The following is an 18,280-nucleotide window of genomic DNA, read 5'->3' on the forward strand; positions in this document are numbered from 1 at the left end:
ATGCAGCAACCACGGCATCGACTGGCAAAACCGATACCTTGGGCGCGAGCACAGCGAGCAACTTGGGTGGCGGATCAACCTATGACAGCAGCACAGGCACTATCAGTGCGCCAACGTACACCACCACCAAAACTGATGGTACGACCACAACAGCCAACAATGTGGGTGATGCATTAGGCAACCTCAATGCTGAAGTGATCAAACCAGTGACCTTTACAGGAAACACTGGCACAGTCGATCGCAAATTGGGTGAAACGCTGAACATCAGCGGTGGATTAACTGGCGCGGCCACCAGCTCGAACAGCAACATCAGAACGGTGATCAGTGGCAACACGCTTGATATCCAATTGGCGGATGCACCAGTCTTCACAGGCAAAGTGACCGGCAATGGCTTTGATGTTAAAGATGGGTCAGGGAACACAATTGCGAGTCTAGATAACACAGCGTTGACAGTTAAAGATGGCAGTGGCAACACAGAAACCAGCATTAACCAAGCAATCAACACGTTGAATGCAGCGCAAGGTGAAACTGACAAGTTTGCAGTGAAGTATGACAAGAATCCTGACGGCAGTATCAACCAAGACAGCGTAACCTTTGCAGGTACAAGTGGTACTAAGCTAACCAATGTTAAAGCAGGAGATGTATCAGCGACATCTACAGATGCGATCAACGGTAGCCAATTATATGGCGTTGCAAACAGCGTGAAAAATGCAATTGGTGGCTCAACCACAATTGATGCAGCGACTGGTGCAATTACAACGGCTAATATTGGTGGCACAGGTAAGAATACCATCGATGATGCAATTGCTGATGTTAAAGGCGCAGCGACTAAAGCGAAAACTACAGTTACGGCTGGCGACAATGTTGTTGTCACTGCGGGTACTAATGCAGATGGTTCAGATAACTATACAGTTGCGACAGCAAAAGACTTAACCGTTGATTCTGTAAAAGCAGGTGATACAGTTCTGAATAATGCAGGAATTAACATTGGCAATAATACAGTTGTATTGAATAACGCTGGCTTAACCATTGCCGGTGGGCCAAGTGTCACAGTTGCAGGAATTGATGCTGGAAATAAAACCATTACTAATATTGCAAATGGTGTAAATGCATCTGATGCAGTAAATAAAGGTCAACTAGATAGTGCGATTAATACTGTATCCAATAATGTAAATCAGCTTGCGAAGAATGCAGTTCAATATGACGATGCATCGAAAGATAAAATTACACTTGGTGGAACTGACGGTACAACAATTACCAATGTCAAAAATGGTGATGTGAGTAAAGATTCTAAAGATGCTGTTAATGGTGGTCAATTGTGGAATGTCCAAAAACAAGTTGATCAGAACACAAATAATATTAATGATCTCCAAACGAATATTACTAATATCAGCAATGGTAAATCGGGTCTTGTTCAACAACAAAGTTCAACTGCTGAAATCACTGTCGGTAAAGATTCTGGCGGTACCAGTCTGAATGTTTCAGGTACAGATGGTGTGCGTGTTGTAACTGGAGTAAAAGCAGGTGATGTATCGGCAAAATCTAGCGATGCTGTAAATGGTGCACAGTTGTATAGTACCAATAACAATATGGCAACTTATCTAGGTGGTGGTTCATCTGTCGATGCAAACGGTAATGTGAGTGCTCCAATCTATAACGTGGGTGGTAGTGCCTACAATAACGTTGGTGATGCTATTGGCGCGATGGATCAAAAAGTAAATGATGTTGCCAAAACGGTAGATCAGGCATTTGTGTATACAAATAATCGGATCAATAAACTTGAGGATAAACTCTCTGCTGGTATTGCTGCAACTGCTGCACTTGAACAAGCTCCTTTTGTTGCGGGTAAATGGACCTACGCTGCTGGTGCATCGTACTACAATAACCAAAGTGCGATTGGTGCAACCTTAAGACGCACCTCAGACAATGGCCGCTGGTCAATGACTGGTGGTGTGGCAGGTGGTACTATCGGATCACCATTAATTCGAATTGGTATTTCTGGTGTGATTGACTAAGGTTTATCGATACCAAAAGTAAGAGATGCAGTTCATCGCATCTCTTACCTTATACAAAATAGGATTAGGATTTTTGAGAAGAAGCAAAGCAATGAAAAAAACACCATTATTTTATGCATTTATGATCAGCACGTTTATGTTTACTGCGATTGATACACATGCAGAAACATCTACAAGTCAAGATATTAAGTATCCAGAAATTAAAAATAGTTATTTGAAGCAAGTACCGCGTTATGACTATGCAACTATTGCAAATTTAACCACAGGGTTAGATAAAGATGAGTATCGTCGCTTGTTGGGTAATCCACAATTTAATGAGGGATTATTTTTCGTAACAACATGGAATTATGTTTTGGATATTCGTGTGTCAAATACACAAGATTATAAACGTTGCCAACTAAGAATTGACTTTGACAAAAAAGGAATCGGCCAACAGTTAAATTGGAAGAGCGAGGAGTGTGAAGTATTTGTAAATGGCATTAAATAATATATTAGTAGTCGTTGCAGCATTAGCTCAATTTGTTTATGTATTATTTGATTTTGATGTAACAGATATGAATGTGATTTTAAGTCAGTCTATTTCTACCCAAGAGTTTGCAAAATAAATTAAGTGCAGGCCATGGATTTAATTATGATCCTACAATACTACGCTTGAAAGTTTATTTGTCATAAAATTGCTGAGTGCCTGGAAAAAGCATGACGATACTGATGATCAAACTCAAAAATTGGATAAAGTAAATTCATTGATCTGCTTTAATAACCTTAAGCATTAAAGATTAGAGTTAGATTATTTTGTTCTGAATTGAGGTTTGAATTTAAAGTCGCTATTTAAAAAATTATTGATTTATTTATATATTGAAGTAAAAGGGAAATATAATGTTAAAGAAACTAGCTTTTGCTTTCTTATGTTCAGGTCTTGCATTTCAAGCTAACGCGGTTGATAAAGCACAAGTCGATTTAGGTCAAACGATTTGGGGAACTTGGACAGTTTATAATGCTCAGAATAAGTGTTCTGAAACATATACATTTAAACAACCTAATCAATTTGCGTATCTTAGTTTGCAGAAAAAAATGTCTGGAAATTTTGGTGTAGTGCGTGATAGTAAAAATGTGAATAATTTAGATATCTTAACGATGAAAGTTGCGGTTGATAATAAAAAAGCGGCATGTGCTGGTACTGCAAAAGATATGACAAACCAAAATGTTGCGTTTAGTCTAAAATGGATTTCACCTAAAACAGCTCAGATTTGTATGGATGCCACAGGCCAAAAATGTTCATCTTTATATTTGATTAAACAATAATATGGTCTGCGGTCAGATATAATATTTGATCGTTACTCAAAATAAAACTAGCGCCATACGCGCTAGTTTTATTTTGAGTATACAGCACATAGTCTTCATACCCTGAATCGGATATAATCGGTGCAATTTTAAAACACACCTTCACACATTGAATTTGTACATGACTTTGTTTGTACAAATGTGTGTCTAATTGCAGATGAATTTCATGTTAAAAGATCAATTGGCCCAAGAAGTAAAGGCGCGCAGAACCTTTGCAATTATCTCGCATCCCGATGCGGGTAAAACCACGATGACAGAAAAATTACTGTTATGGGGGAAAGCGATTCAGGTTGCAGGTATGGTGAAAAGCCGTAAATCTGATCGTTCTGCCACCTCGGACTGGATGGAAATGGAAAAAGAACGGGGTATCTCCATCACCACCTCGGTTATGCAATTTCCATTTAAGTCACATGTTATTAACTTACTTGATACGCCTGGGCATGAAGATTTCTCGGAAGATACCTATCGTACCTTAACTGCTGTCGATTCTGCCTTAATGGTAATTGATGGTGCAAAAGGGGTTGAGGAACGTACCATCAAGTTGATGGACGTGTGTCGTATGCGTGACACGCCAATTGTATCTTTTGTTAATAAAATGGACCGTGAAATTCGTGAGCCATTAGAATTACTAGATGAAATTGAAAATGTTTTAAAGATTCGCTGTGTGCCAATTACATGGCCATTAGGTATGGGGCGTGATTTTGCTGGTGTGTATAACATTTTGCAAAATAAACTTTATGTGTATAAAGCAGGTTTTGGCTCAACCATTACCGATATTGAAATTCGAGATGGTTATGATTATCCCGATATCCGCGATAAAGTGGGTGAGCTTGCTTTTAAATCATTTGAAGAATCACTTGAATTGGTACAAATGGCGAATGAACCATTAGATCGTGAACAATTCTTGGCAGGTAAACAAACGCCTGTATTATTTGGAACAGCATTGGGCAACTTTGGGGTTGACCATGTTCTAGATGCGTTTGTGGAATGGGCACCTGAGCCAAAAGCACATCCAACCCAAGAGCGTAGCGTTGAGGCGACTGAAACTGGTTTTTCAGGTTTTGTCTTTAAGATTCAAGCCAATATGGACCCAAAACACCGTGACCGTATTGCCTTTATGCGTATTTGTTCAGGAAAATATGAAAAAGGTTTGAAGATGAACCATGTGCGTTTGGGTAAAGACGTGCGTATTTCTGATGCCTTAACTTTTTTAGCAGGTGAGCGCGAGCATTTAGAAGAAGCGTGGCCAGGCGATATTATTGGTTTACACAATCACGGTACCATTCAAATTGGTGATACTTTTACCAGTGGTGAAAAATTACATTTTACAGGGATTCCACACTTTGCTCCTGAAATGTTCCGTCGTGTGCGTTTGAAAGATCCGTTAAAATCTAAGCAGTTACAAAAAGGCTTAAAAGAGTTGTCTGAAGAAGGTGCAACCCAAGTCTTTATGCCACAAAACAGCAATGACTTAATTGTGGGTGCAGTTGGGGTACTTCAGTTTGATGTCGTGGCGTATCGTTTAAAAGAAGAATACAAAGTCGATTGTATTTATGAACCTGTCAGCATTAATACGGTGCGTTGGGTACATTGCGATGATGAGAAAAAGTTTAATGACTTTAAAAAGAAAGCCCATGACCAATTGTCGGTCGACGGTGGTGGTCATTTAACTTATCTTGCACCTAGCCGTGTCAATTTACAAATTATGCAAGAACGTTGGCCTGATATTCAGTTCCGAAACACGCGCGAACATTAATCATAAAACACAGCTTCTTCGGAAGCTGTTTTTATTTCAAGGGCAGTATTTCTCCCCCAAACTTATCGATATCAGTTAAACTTTATTGCGAAGAATAGATCGTTTGTTGTTGGTTTATCCAAACTTTTTTGATTGGGATACGTCAATTATTACAAAATATCTTAGCAATTGATTGGGAAAATAAGGTGTTGGGGATGAAGCAGGGTTTAATGACAGGCGTGTTATTGGTGACAATCGGGTTATTAGCTGCATGTCAAAAACAGTCAGATCATACCCAAACTGCATCTGAACCAGTAGCTAGTCCATCAGTACAAAATACGGATGTTTTGCCGTATTTAAATATTCAGCCACAAGCGGCAAAATATGCATTGCCATTTTGTGAGAAGAAAAATTGTATTGATATCAATATTCAAACCTTAAAAACCCAAGATCAGTGGCTCAATCAATGGATTGAAAAAAGCCAAAGTCAGGTGATTCAAGCCCAAATTGTCTTAAAGCAAAATTTGAGCCTGCAAGATGCGATTAATGCTTATGTCAAAGCTTCAGATACATGGCAACAGCAGTTTAGCGAAAATCAGCCTTATCAATTACATATGATCACGCGAATTGCTGCGCAGCGGAATCAATATGTTTTGCTACAGTTGCAATTAGATACGCATCAAGCAGATATTACCGTCAAAGATCGGCAATACTTTTTTGTTGCCGACCGTAAGCAACAAAAGAATTTAAGTATTTTAGATGTAGTTGATTCTGCACAGCAAATGCAAGTCGATCAGTGGGTGCAACAAGCGTATCAAATTTGGCTGAAGAAACAACCACAAACCTCAGCGCAGCTTGCACCAAAAAAATTGTATTGGGGACAGGCAGAATGGTTCTTTGACGGCGAAGGCGTTGGGCTACATTTTAGAGCTAATGAAATTGTTAAAAATAGCAAACAACTTGATATCTTCTTCACCAAACAGCAAACAAAACAAGTGGTTAAATCGGTTGTATTTGAACGAATGTTTTAATAGGTTACAGATTAACAATGTTGCAGCTTTAAAAAAGCCGTTAATCTGATCACAGTATCAATTTATAAAGGTGTGTCTTAAAAGATGAATCAGCCCAATAAAATGCGTGTTGCTGTGCTTATCGCTTTAGGACTAGGTTTAGCCGCTTGCCAAAAACAATCAGATTCTACCACTCAAGCGGCTTCAGATACGCAAGCTTCTGCGCCTGTGCAACAGCCAAAGCCAAGCTTTAGTGCTGATATTCAAACTGTAAAGGTTAATTTACCTGAATGTAAAGGTGAGAGTTGTCCTGAGTTCCAAGTACAGCGTTTAAACAGCAATGTGCCTGAAATTAATCGGGTCATTGATCAAGCGATTTTGAAGACCTTAAAAGACAATTTAGATTTTTCTGAAAGTGCGGCATCTGACGCATCAGCAACTCAGCCAAGTCAAGAGCGTTCTAGCGATGCCTTTGGTGCTGAGGTGATTCGTTATGCCAATACTTTTGAGGGAATGGTGAATGATCTTAAAAAGATGGGTGCCAGTCCACAAATTAGTTTACATATTCAACCTAAAGTGATGCCAAGCCCTGAAGGACTTGTAACTATTCAATTAAATGCGGATAACTTTTTAGGTGGGGCACATGGTGCGGCATCACAGCAATATTTTACCTTTGAACTTGCCCATCCAAAGTCATTAAAGCTAGATGATGTTTTAGAGAAAAATCAAAAACCTGCCTTAGAAAAATTGGCATATGCACAGTTTAAACAATGGGTCGTATCGCAAAAATTATCCGATAACCTTGCGAATTATGAGCAAACATGGCCGTTCACATTAAGCCGTAATTTTTATTTCGATGATAAAGGCTTAACACTACAATATGCACAATATGAAATTGGACCGTATGTGGTGGGCATGCCAAGTTTTAGTTTAACTTACGCACAGTTAAAAGGCATTGTAAAACCACAATATTTACCGAAAGTTGGCAGTTAAATTTGCTTTATGGGCATTCTTTTGTTTGATACGCACACCCATTTTGATGTGCCCGATTTTGATGCAGATCGGGCACAACTGGCAATGCTTGCTAAACAAAATGGCGTGGAGGCGTTGGTCTTGATTGGCATAACGGCAGAGCGCTTTCCTGATCTATTGCGTATTCACCATGATTTAAAGCAATTAAAAACTGCACCACAAAGCTATTTAGCACCGGGTTTGCATCCGATTTATATCGAACAGCATTTACCTGAACACCTGAATAATTTAGCGCAGTTACTTCAAACAGAAACCTGTGTGGCGATTGGGGAAATTGGCTTAGACACATTTTTACAGCAACATAAGCCGCCTGAAATTTATCAAAAACAGCGTGAGTATTTTGACCTGCAATTGGCAATGGCAAAGCAATATCAAAAACCAGTTTTACTGCATATCCGTAAAGCCCATGCCGATGTGCTGCAACAACTTAAACAGCATAAATTTCAGTTTGGCGGGATTGCCCATGCTTTTAGTGGTGGCGTTGAAGAAGCCAAAGCACTGATTAAAATGGGGTTTAAAATTGGAATTACAGGTCAAGTTACAAATCCACAAGCGAAGAAACTGCATCAGGTGATTCAAAAAATTGGCGCTGAACATTTGGTAATTGAAACGGATTGTCCTGATATGACGCCATTATGTTGTCAAATATCAACAGAAAAACGTACACGAAATACGCCAGTTAATTTACCCTTTGTTTTAGCGGGCTTAGCGAAAAGTTTGAATTTATCTGCGGAGGCACTTGCCCCAATATTGTGGCAAAACTCCTGCCAAGCTTTGCATTTAGCATCCTAAATTAAGCCAATTTTTGTGAGTCTAGGTTTGAATTGATCACATTTTTAGATCAAAACTCAGTACACTATGTCCTTTCAATTCATGAGTAAACCATCTAAATGTCTGATTTAGCCCAACATGATGAATACGAGCGCCGTTTTGCAGGCGCTGCGAAAATTTATGGTGATGATGCTTTTTCCCACTACGAAAAAAGCCATGTTATGGTGATTGGCATTGGTGGTGTGGGCAGTTGGGCAGTTGAGGCATTAGCACGTACAGGTGTGGGCGAGTTAACCTTAATTGATATGGATGTTTTGGCAGCGTCAAATGTAAATCGTCAGTTGCCTGCCTTAACCAGTACACTTGGACGTGAAAAAATTGAGGTCATGGCCGCGCGTTGTCGTGAAATTAATCCGCGGATTAAACTTAATTTAATTGATGATTATTTAACGGCTGAAAATTTAGTGCAGATTATGGCGGCTGCACCCAGTATTGTGTTGGACTGCATAGATGATGTAAAAGCTAAATTGGCATTGATGCTTTATTGTCGTTTTCAAAAAATTCCACTGATTGTATCGGGTGGAGCAGGGGGTAAACTTGATCCGTTAAAAATTCGGGTGGCAGATCTATCTAAAACTGAACAAGATCCTATGCTTGCAAAATTACGCAGTCAATTACGTGCCAAAGGCATTTGTAAAAAGCCCAAAGAAAAATTTGGCATTACCTGCGTGTATTCGATTGATAATCCATTTTCGAGTGGCAACGTCTGTGCTACGGCAGGGTTACGTTGCGGAGGCTATGGTTCGGCAGTGGTCGTGACTTCAACTTTTGCTATGGTTGCAGTGGCAGAGGTGCTAAAAAAATTAGATGCGAAAGTGAAATAAAACATCCACCTTCTCTGAACAGAGAAGGAAAGATGTATTTGGTCTATTGCTAAAACTGGTTTTAAGTTGGCGTGACTGCTTAGATAGGTAACGAAGAAAGTTTATGATGAGATCTCTTGATTAAACACAACTTGTTTGCGCCAATGATATGCGCCATAGAGCGAGTTAAATAAAGAAGCACAGGTCATCATTAACATGGCATAGTTACCCGCAACTGCCCAAATGATAATGCCTAAAATATTTGAGCTAATCCATAAATACCACTGTTCTGAATAGCGCATGGTCATTAAAATTTGCGCCACAATACAAATCACTACGGTAAATGAATCTAAACGTACTTGTTGAGCATTTAGATTGGCTAAAATTTCAGCATAAGCAAATGAGCAGCTTAGTACGATTGCAAGCATCATCAGCCAACCCTTCGCCGAGAGTTTTTTGACTCGAATATCCGATGAAATTTCTGCTTGCTGATTGCGATTTTTAATCCAAAAATACAGACCAATAAACTGCATGGGAAAGTAGAACAGTCCACTGAGCATGGCTTCGCCATAGATATGATTGCTAAAAGAAATGTAGGCATACAGGCTGGTCGCCACCATCCCGAAAAAGAAATTTTCCATGCGGCCTTTGGCAACCAACACCACACAGAGCATATTAGATAAGGCACAGATTAGATCAATTGCAGTTTGTTGCCACCAAAAAAAGAGGATGAACTGAATACTTGAAAAAGCAGTGAGCCATACTTTTTCAAATAAGGTCCATCCCTGTAAAAGCTTCATGTTAACGTTCCCAAAGCAGCCAAGCAAAATTGCGCTAGATGATGCTTGGGAATGTTAAAAAATTCAATCTTAAATGTTGTTTTAATTTTACTTTTTAAGAAAGTTCAATATTTTGCTGCGATGCAATATAGTTTTCAGTGCGGATAATTGCATCTTGCATGTATTGAATAGCATGCTTGACATCATCTAATGACTTAGCATTGCCACCGCTAAGTGCTTGTCGCCATTTACGCGCGCCAGGTAGGTTTTGGAATAGACCTAAAATATGACGGGTGATAATTGAAAGCGGCGCACCTTCTGCTAGACGTTGTTCTATATAAGGTAACATTTGTTGCATAATTTCAAAACGATCAGGCATATTTAGCTGCCATAACTGCCCTAATTCCGCCAACAGGTAAGGGTTGTGGTAGGCTTCACGACCAATCATCACGCCATCGACATGTTGTAAGTGTAATTGGGTCTCTTCAAATGTTTTAATCCCGCCATTAATTTCAATCAACAAATGTGGGCGTTCTTTTTTTAAACGATAAACATCTTCATAACGTAATGGTGGAACATCACGATTTTCTTTCGGTGACAGTCCTTTTAAAATTGCAATGCGTGCGTGCACGACAAAATGCGTACATCCTGTTTTGGCAACTGTATCGACAAAGTGCAGCATTTCTTCATAAGACTGCATTTCATCAATACCAATACGATGTTTGACATGTACAGGAATTTGCACCGCATTTTGCATGCTGCTAATACAATCGGCAACCAAGTTAGGTTCAGCCATTAAACAGGCACCAATTTTATTATTTTGTACGCGGTCACTTGGGCAGCCAACGTTTAAGTTAATTTCGTTATAGCCCCAGTCTTGTGCCATTTTGCTACAAAGTGCGAGGTCTTGTGGGTTTGATCCACCCAGTTGTAACACAATCGGGTGTTCTTGTTTGTTAAAATTGAGATGACGTTCGGCATCACCATGAATAATTGCACCTGTAGTCACCATTTCTGTATATAAAACCACGTTTGGGTTAAATAGACGTGCAAAGAAACGGTAATCTTTGGTGGTCCAATCCATCATCGGGGCAACACTGATTCGTGGAGATTTAATAGTTTCAGTGTTTTCGATAATAGTCATTAAAAATCATACCTTTAAAAATAGGGGTTCATTGAAAAAATTAATTTTTTCAATGATGAATACATGTGCATTCTGTAAATTTTACACCATAATAAAGAGGATGTCGCTGTAGCTTGTAGCGCTCTATTAAAACACTTGAATAAGTGCATAGACATTTTTTTAAATCAAAATAAAATCATCATACTTTTTGAAGCACCACTCCTAAATCATATGGATATGTTGTTTTAGTGGGTTCTGTTTGTAAAAGTCGTATCAAAAATAGCAGATCAATATCACTAAGGTCTAACTTGAAATCTTGGCATACTTTATGCTTCAATCGAAGACATTACAGGAGAGCAGTCAAAGTTCTGACTCGCCGAAGGAGCAACGACCCCGGAATCTCTCAGGCAAAAGGACTGTAATAAATAACAACAATCTGGAGAGCAACTCGCACTAGCAGAGTTCACCGAAGGAAGAAAATCAGTTTTTTTACTGATTGAAGATCTCAGGTACATATACAGATGGGGCATATTTACTCACCAATGGAGTTGGGTGGCTATGCCATATATATTAATGCAACACTGCACATGTCAGGTTAAGCATCGCTTAAACCTTACTCCATTTTTAGCTCAATTATTTCATTCAAATAGCACTCAAAATGCGTTAATCAACCACAATTTTTAATTAAATTGTGGTTTTTTATTGTGTGTTTTATTCGAAATTGAATGAGTTTCGTTGGGTTTAATCTGAGTCAATATTTCTAAGAATTGTTATTTATGAAGAAAAATCAAGGAGTTTTGGCATGACATCTACAATTCGTTTTACCACAGAGCACGAATGGGTACGTTTAGAAGACGATGGAAGTATGACGGTGGGGATTACTGAGCATGCACAAGATGCGTTGGGTGATGTGGTGTATATCGAGTTGCCTGAACTCAAAAGCTACACACAAGGTGAAGAAGTTGCGGTAATTGAGTCAGTTAAGGCTGCAAGTAATATTGATATGCCTTTAGATGGTGAAGTGATTGTAGTGAATGATGCTTTAGAGGCTGCACCTGAAACAGTCAATGAAGATGCTATGGGTGCAGGTTGGTTTTTTAAAATGCAAGCAGCCGACTCAACAGCATTCGATACGCTGCTAGATCAGGCGGGTTATGACGCATTTATTCGGTCTTTGTAGGAGCTAGAGCATGAATTTTAATCAAAAAAATAGCTTCGTTAAGCGTCATATTGGGCCAACCGAATCTGAACAAAGTCAGATGTTACAAAGCTTGGGTTATTCTCAGTTAGATGCTTTATTGGCCGATATCATTCCCGATGCGATTAAAAATAGCAATGTTTTAGCAGCAACCGATGGCGTGAGTGAAGAGCAAGCTTTGGCAGAACTCAAAGCGTTGGCACAAAAAAATCAAATTTTTAGCAGTCATATTGGACAAGGTTATTATCCGACCCATACACCTGCGCCAATTTTGCGTAATTTACTGGAAAACCCTGCGTGGTACACCGCGTATACGCCGTATCAACCTGAAATTTCACAGGGGCGTTTAGAGGCTTTATTTAATTTTCAAACGCTCATTAGTGACTTAACCGCATTGCCCATTTCAAATGCGTCTTTGTTAGATGAAGCTACGGCTTGCGCTGAAGCGATGACCTTTTGTAAGCGCTTATCTAAAAATAAAACCGCACAGCAATTTTTTGCCTCGAAACATTGTCATCCACAAACCTTAGCTGTGTTACACACCCGTGCAGCACCACTGGGCATTGAAGTTGTGGTGGGCGATGAATTTGAGCTTTCCAATTTTGACGCATTTTTTGGGGTATTGCTGCAATATCCTGCTTCGACAGGTGCGGTGCATGATTATGCTGCATTGGTAGAGCAAGCGCACAGTGTTGGTGCGTTGGTGGCGGTATCTGCCGATTTACTCGCTTTAACCATGTTAAAAGCACCGGGTGAATGGGGCGCAGATGTTGCAATTGGCACAGCGCAGCGTTTTGGTGTGCCGATGGGATTTGGTGGGCCACATGCCGCTTATTTTGCCACTAAAGATGCGTATAAACGCGACATGCCGGGGCGTGTGGTTGGGTTATCGGTTGACCGTTTAGGCAAACCTGCCTTACGTTTGGCGCTGCAAACCCGTGAACAACACATCCGCCGTGAAAAAGCCACCAGTAATATTTGTACGGCACAAGTACTGCTTGCCAATATCGCCAGTATGTTTGCGGTTTACCATGGGCCTAAAGGTCTAAAACAAATTGCCGAGCGTGTGCATGCTATCACTGCCATTTTGGCGCAAGGTCTGAAACAACTCGGTGTTTCTGTCCTAAATTCATCGTATTTTGACACGTTAACTATTCAAGTGACTGATGCGGCGACGTTGCATCAACAGGCACGTCAACAGCGCATTAACTTGCGTGAAATTGATGTGCAGCATGTCGGGATTTCTTTAGATGAAACCACGATGCCTGAACAAGTTGTCGTATTGTGGGCATTGTTTGCCAAAGATCAAAGCTTACCGAGTTTCGATAAGTTAAGTGCGGAAGTGAGCACCCAATTACCGAAGAACTTGCTTAGAAACAGTGCGATTTTGACCCATGCGGTGTTTAATCGTTATCACAGTGAAACTGAATTGATGCGTTATTTGCGTCAATTGGCAGATAAAGATTTGGCCCTTGACCGCAGTATGATTCCGTTGGGTTCATGTACCATGAAATTGAATGCGGCCAGTGAAATGTTGCCAATTACGTGGCCTGAATTTAGTCAGTTGCATCCATTTGCGCCGATTGAGCAAGCTCAAGGCTATGTTGCAATGATTGCACAATTAAAAGAAATGCTGTGTGCGGCAACAGGCTACGATGCCATTTCACTGCAACCGAATGCAGGTTCACAAGGTGAATATGCAGGTTTATTGGCCATTCGTGACTACCATATTAGCCGTGGGGAAGGGCAGCGTAATATTTGTTTAATTCCACAATCGGCACATGGGACCAACCCTGCAACCGCAAGTATGGCCGGCATGAAAGTGGTGGTTGTGGCATGTGATGACAACGGCAATGTCGATGTGGCGGATTTAACAGCCAAAGCTGAACAACACAGCAGCCATCTTGCAGCACTCATGATTACCTATCCTTCTACGCACGGTGTATTTGAACATGCCGTGGTTGAAATTTGCGATTTGATTCATGCACATGGCGGACAGGTTTATATTGATGGCGCAAACATGAATGCGATGGTGGGCTTATGTGCGCCGGGGCAATTTGGTGGAGATGTTTCGCATTTAAATTTACATAAAACCTTCTGTATTCCACATGGCGGTGGTGGTCCGGGTGTTGGGCCAATTGGTGTAAAAGCACATTTAAAAGCCTTTATGCCGGGGCATCAGCAACATTTAGACCGCAGTGTCGGGGCAGTCAGTGCAGCGCCGTTTGGAAGTGCCAGTATTTTGCCGATTACGTGGATGTATATTCGCATGATGGGTGGTAAGGGGCTTAAGCAAGCTTCGTCAGTTGCGATTTTAAATGCCAACTATATTGCCAAGCGTTTAAGCGCGGCTTATCCAGTATTGTATAGCGGCGACAAAGGTTTGGTGGCGCATGAATGTATTTTGGATGTGCGGGGCTTTAAAGAACAATGTGGCATTACCGTGGATGATATTGCCAAGCGTTTAATTGATTTTGGTTTTCATGCGCCAACCATGTCATTCCCTGTAGCAGGCACGCTCATGGTCGAGCCAACCGAAAGTGAAAGTTTGTACGAGCTTGAACGCTTCATTGCTGCCATGCTGAAAATTGCCGAAGAAATTGCCCAAGTGACCGATCAACGTTTAGATGCCAACGACAATCCACTTAAAAATGCACCGCATATTGCCGAAGAATTGGCTGGTGAATGGACGCATCCGTACACCCGTCAGCAAGCCGTTTATCCATTACCAAGTTTACTTGCCAACAAATATTGGCCTGCGGTAGGGCGGGTGGATAATGTATATGGTGACCGCAATTTGGTGTGTGCTTGCCCAAGCATCAGCGCCTATGAGGATGAGTAAATGTCTGAATTAAAAAATGTTCCTTTGCTAAATTTATATCTTGAACATGCTGCGAAATTAGTGCCTTTTGCAGGCTATAACATGCCTGTGCAATATACAGGTGTGCTAAAAGAACATTTGCACACCCGTGAACAGGCAGGTTTATTTGATGTGTCTCACATGGGGCAAATCTTTTTAAAAGGTGAACACGCTGCGCAGGCGTTGGAGCAACTGGTTCCCGTGGATGTCATTGATTTACCCACGGGCATGCAACGCTATGCCGTATTTACCAATGCCGAAGGTGGTATTTTAGATGACTTAATGATTGCCCGTTTAGCCGCAGATGAGCTGTATTTGGTGGTGAATGCGGCATGCAAAGAACAGGACTTGGCACATCTACAACAGCATTTACATGGGCAATGCGAGATTAGTCCGCAGTTTGAACAACGCGCATTATTGGCATTACAAGGGCCAAAAGCGGTGGATGTATTGTCACGTTTAAATCCTGCTGTGGCACAATTGCATTTTATGCAAGTTCGGAAAGTCATGCTGGGTACTGCTGAATGTATTGTGAGCCGTTCAGGTTACACAGGCGAAGATGGTTACGAAATTTCTGTGGCGAGTTCTGAGGTTGATACATTGGCACGTCGTTTACTGGAAGAACCTGAAGTCATGTTGATTGGTTTGGGCGCACGCGATTCCTTACGTTTGGAAGCGGGTCTATGTTTGTATGGACATGATATGAACGCAAGTACCACACCTGTCGAAGCAAGCCTTGTTTGGTCGATCTCAAAAAGCCGCCGTGCAGAAGGAATACGTGCTGGCGGCTATTTAGGTGCGGATATTGTGCAACAACAGATGGGTACTGGTGTAAGTAAAAAACGGGTAGGCTTTAAAGTACTCGACCGTATGCCTGTGCGTGAAGGTGCTGAAATTTTAAACCAAAATGAGCAAGTAATTGGTTATGTCACCAGTGGTGGTTTCGCGCCAAGTTTAGCCAGTCCCATTGCAATGGGTTGTGTCGAAACAGCGTATGCGACTGATGCAACAAAGTTGTTTGCCAAAGTGCGCGGTAAACTTGTGCCTATTCAAGTCACGAAAATGCCATTTGTAGCGCAGCGCTATTATCGCGGTTAATTGTGATCGGCAACTGTGCTAAAACGTATGAGCCGAATGATTTACACCTTCGGCTCATTTCGTTGATATTCAATTTTAATGATATACCACGTTTTTTTGCCCATAGGCGTGTACACAAAGACCTCATCATCCACTTGTTTACCTAAACACGCTTTGGCAATTGGCGCTTGTAATGAAATATGCTGTGCTTGGCCATAAATTTCTTCATCGCCGACAATGCGAAATTTGACCTGTTCTCCATCGTCATTTTCAAGCTCAACCCATGCGCCAAAATACACTTTTCCATCTTGTTGTGGATGATATTCGACCATTTGTGCAACTTCAAAAAGCTTGCTTAAGAACCTGATTCTACGGTCAATTTCACGTAACTTACGCTTATTATAATGGTAATCTGCGTTTTCTGACCGATCGCCGAGGCTGGCTGCCCACGACACAATTTTGGTAATTTCAGGACGTTCCACGCGAACTAAATCATTAAGTTCATTGCGTAAGCGCTGGTAACCTTCAGGGGTGAGGAGTTTTCGTTGCATGCTGTGCAATCCAAAGCTTGGGTCAAGCAAAAATTAACGCTGTCTATCATAACCGATTCCAATAAAGATCAATGCCCAAGCCATAGGGGGATTTTTACGAAAATGAATCATTAAGATGATGCAGCCGCTATCTTTTTATGTTTGAATCGAAAGAGCATCAATTTTTATGTTCAATCTGGCTGCGGCACAATAAAAAGTAGAACAATTTATGTTTGTATTAGAAGAAATTTTAAAAATGCAAAGCCATCAACTTCCATCCAACCTACGTTTAAGGGTTGAGCGTAGTTTAAGTTGGCTTAAAAAGTCGAATGATTTAGCCGAAAGCCCTGACTTACAGTTGATGAGTTTATGGGTGGCAATGAATGCCTTATATTTGCAAGATACCGCAGAAGGCGTAAATATTACGGCATTGAATTATTTTTTAGCACAGCTTTATCAGCAAGATCAGAGTGATAAAATCACTCAAGTTTTATGGCAAGAAGCCGAGATGTCACTCGAGCAGTGGCTCAGCGTTGCGCATACTCATCCGATGTATTGGGATTTGCAGCATGGCAAAATTACTCGTGCTGAATATCATGAAAGTTGGGCTGCATATTTAGATAAAATAAAAAAGATGGAGATACAGCAAAATCATTTGTTGCGACTACAATTGACGTTTGAGCGTTTATATTGTTATCGGAATCAAGTGTTTTTTGGAGGGATGCGCAGCCAAAGTCAGGTTTATCATCAGCAACTTAGCGAAGCATGTCGGCGCTTACAGCCTTTAATTTTACAGTTTGTGTACGTGATGCTAGAAAATGCAGATCAATACCGTGATGATCCGCAACGTTATTTCCCAGTCATGAATTTATCTTAAATAGGTTTGTGTTGGCGCTTGGTTTACAGGTAAAAATTAGTGTTTTAACGGCTTTTTACTTAAACTAATCATTAATATTCCACTAATATTGAGTACGCAGCCGAGCCATTGCCAAGCATTTAAATGCTCATTTAAAAATAGAACTGCCAATAAAATGGTTAAAATAGGGCCAATGGCAGCAATCATCGCTGATTGTCCTGCACCTAAACGGGCAATACTTTGCATCAGCAAAAATGTGGGTAAAACCGTCACAAAAATACCTAGTCCAATGCCATAAAGCCAAACTCCAGCGGGTAAGGTTATAAGTAAATGGATGGCATGTGGTGTCGCTAAAAAGTAATGTACCAATGTGCCGATACAGGCAATACTTAAAGCCAGTCCAGTAAAGTTAGAAGGGCCAAAGGTGCGAATCAGCTTTGGGGTGAGCAGTAGATAACAGGCAAAAGCAACCGCACTGGCAAAAACTAAACTCGTCCCTAACCAAAAATTGCTTTGTAATGGTGCATGATTTTGTTCTTGAAGTAAGACAATTACTGTTCCGCCATAACTGAGCAAAATAGCAACACTGGTCTTTAGTCGTATGCGTTGTTTATAAATGACGCTAGAGGCTAAAACTGTTAATGTTGGATATAAAAATAAAATAATCCTTTCTAATGAAGCACTAATGTACATTAAACCGACAAAATCAAGCCAACTGGCAAAGTAATATCCCAATAATCCTGCCATAACCAATAAAGCAATATCTCTATAACAGAGGGGTTGTTGTCGTTGCTGTTTAAAATACCATGCAATGATTAAGAAAAAAGGCAGCGCACTTCCCATGCGTAAGGCCATTAAAACGGTAGCATTGACTTCGTCAGATAAGGCATAGGCTTGTTTAATAAAAATGGCTTTTGAGCTAAATAAAAAGGCAGAAAAAAGTGCACATAAAGAGCCGATTTGGGTTTTAGAAAGCACAATTTTCATCATTCAAACACAGCAGTTTTGCAAAAAAGAAGCATATTATTTCATGTTTTTAAAGTCGCTTCTAAATAAAAAATGCCATGCTTGTACTATTTATTAAATAAAT

General features: G+C 40.6%; 16 protein-coding genes, 1 pseudogene and 1 riboswitch. Of the genes and pseudogenes, 13 read left to right on the forward strand and 4 right to left on the reverse strand.

Going from position 1 to position 18,280, the window contains the following annotated elements:
* The 9 genes and pseudogenes from FXN70_RS06600 to FXN70_RS06640 all read left to right on the forward strand — a co-directional run.
* Positions 1-2,015, forward strand: a pseudogene (locus FXN70_RS06600) (YadA-like family protein); the annotation flags it as partial.
* 25 nt (positions 2,016-2,040) lie between these two features.
* Complete coding sequence (gene bamE, locus FXN70_RS06605; RefSeq protein WP_324646686.1) at positions 2,041-2,502, forward strand: outer membrane protein assembly factor BamE domain-containing protein; 462 nt, start codon at positions 2,041-2,043, stop codon at positions 2,500-2,502.
* Positions 2,489-2,620 (forward strand): hypothetical protein, encoded by a 132-nt coding sequence (locus FXN70_RS06610; RefSeq protein ID WP_324646687.1) that lies wholly within the window; start codon positions 2,489-2,491, stop codon positions 2,618-2,620. Before bamE ends, FXN70_RS06610 begins: the two co-directional genes overlap by 14 nt.
* A gap of 271 nt (positions 2,621-2,891) precedes the next feature.
* Complete coding sequence (locus FXN70_RS06615) at positions 2,892-3,317, forward strand: hypothetical protein (RefSeq protein WP_324646688.1); 426 nt, start codon at positions 2,892-2,894, stop codon at positions 3,315-3,317.
* 205 nt (positions 3,318-3,522) lie between these two features.
* Positions 3,523-5,112, forward strand: a complete 1,590-nt coding sequence (locus tag FXN70_RS06620; RefSeq protein ID WP_420714380.1) for a peptide chain release factor 3 — start codon at positions 3,523-3,525, stop codon at positions 5,110-5,112.
* 194 nt (positions 5,113-5,306) lie between these two features.
* Positions 5,307-6,122 carry a hypothetical protein gene (locus tag FXN70_RS06625; RefSeq protein WP_324646690.1) on the forward strand — a complete coding sequence of 272 codons (816 nt, stop codon included), beginning with the start codon at positions 5,307-5,309 and terminating at the stop codon, positions 6,120-6,122.
* Positions 6,123-6,206: 84 nt separating this feature from the next.
* Complete coding sequence (locus FXN70_RS06630) at positions 6,207-7,094, forward strand: RsiV family protein (RefSeq protein WP_324646691.1); 888 nt, start codon at positions 6,207-6,209, stop codon at positions 7,092-7,094.
* Positions 7,095-7,109: 15 nt separating this feature from the next.
* Complete coding sequence (locus tag FXN70_RS06635) at positions 7,110-7,925, forward strand: TatD family hydrolase (RefSeq protein WP_324646963.1); 816 nt, start codon at positions 7,110-7,112, stop codon at positions 7,923-7,925.
* A gap of 98 nt (positions 7,926-8,023) precedes the next feature.
* Complete coding sequence (locus tag FXN70_RS06640; protein WP_324646692.1) at positions 8,024-8,788, forward strand: tRNA threonylcarbamoyladenosine dehydratase; 765 nt, start codon at positions 8,024-8,026, stop codon at positions 8,786-8,788.
* Positions 8,789-8,889: 101 nt separating this feature from the next.
* On the opposite strand, the gene pnuC is transcribed toward FXN70_RS06640, so the two are convergent.
* Both pnuC and dusA read right to left on the reverse strand, forming a co-directional pair.
* The gene (gene pnuC, locus FXN70_RS06645) at positions 8,890-9,567 is read right to left on the reverse strand and encodes a nicotinamide riboside transporter PnuC (protein WP_324646693.1); all 678 of its coding nucleotides are present in this window, start codon (positions 9,565-9,567) and stop codon (positions 8,890-8,892) included.
* 94 nt (positions 9,568-9,661) lie between these two features.
* On the reverse strand, positions 9,662-10,690 hold the full coding sequence (dusA, locus tag FXN70_RS06650) for a tRNA dihydrouridine(20/20a) synthase DusA (RefSeq protein ID WP_420714381.1): 1,029 nt from the start codon (positions 10,688-10,690) through the stop codon (positions 9,662-9,664).
* A gap of 318 nt (positions 10,691-11,008) precedes the next feature.
* Positions 11,009-11,098: riboswitch (glycine riboswitch) on the forward strand.
* Between the two features lie 373 nt (positions 11,099-11,471).
* On the opposite strand from dusA, the gene gcvH reads away from it, so the two are divergent.
* The 3 genes from gcvH to gcvT are packed head-to-tail and all read left to right on the forward strand — an operon-like array spanning position 11,472 to position 15,825.
* Positions 11,472-11,849, forward strand: a complete 378-nt coding sequence (gene gcvH, locus FXN70_RS06655) for a glycine cleavage system protein GcvH (RefSeq protein WP_324646694.1) — start codon at positions 11,472-11,474, stop codon at positions 11,847-11,849.
* Positions 11,850-11,859: 10 nt separating this feature from the next.
* Positions 11,860-14,709, forward strand: coding sequence for an aminomethyl-transferring glycine dehydrogenase (gene gcvP / locus FXN70_RS06660; protein WP_324646695.1), 2,850 nt, complete (start codon positions 11,860-11,862; stop codon positions 14,707-14,709).
* On the forward strand, positions 14,710-15,825 hold the full coding sequence (gene gcvT, locus FXN70_RS06665) for a glycine cleavage system aminomethyltransferase GcvT (RefSeq protein ID WP_324646696.1): 1,116 nt from the start codon (positions 14,710-14,712) through the stop codon (positions 15,823-15,825).
* Positions 15,826-15,866: 41 nt separating this feature from the next.
* Here the strand turns inward: gcvT and greB are convergent, their stop codons facing one another.
* Positions 15,867-16,355 (reverse strand): transcription elongation factor GreB, encoded by a 489-nt coding sequence (gene greB, locus FXN70_RS06670; protein WP_324646697.1) that lies wholly within the window; start codon positions 16,353-16,355, stop codon positions 15,867-15,869.
* Between the two features lie 208 nt (positions 16,356-16,563).
* Between greB and FXN70_RS06675 the strand changes: the two genes are divergently transcribed.
* A complete protein-coding gene (locus tag FXN70_RS06675; RefSeq protein ID WP_324646698.1) occupies positions 16,564-17,211 on the forward strand; it encodes a hypothetical protein in 648 nt (215 codons plus the stop codon).
* Between the two features lie 36 nt (positions 17,212-17,247).
* On the opposite strand, the gene FXN70_RS06680 is transcribed toward FXN70_RS06675, so the two are convergent.
* The gene (locus FXN70_RS06680) at positions 17,248-18,177 is read right to left on the reverse strand and encodes a DMT family transporter (RefSeq protein WP_324646965.1); all 930 of its coding nucleotides are present in this window, start codon (positions 18,175-18,177) and stop codon (positions 17,248-17,250) included.
* Between the last annotated feature and the right edge of the window lie 103 nt (positions 18,178-18,280).

Source organism: Acinetobacter sp. MD2, assembly GCF_035615575.1.
Lineage (GTDB): Bacteria > Pseudomonadota > Gammaproteobacteria > Pseudomonadales > Moraxellaceae > Acinetobacter.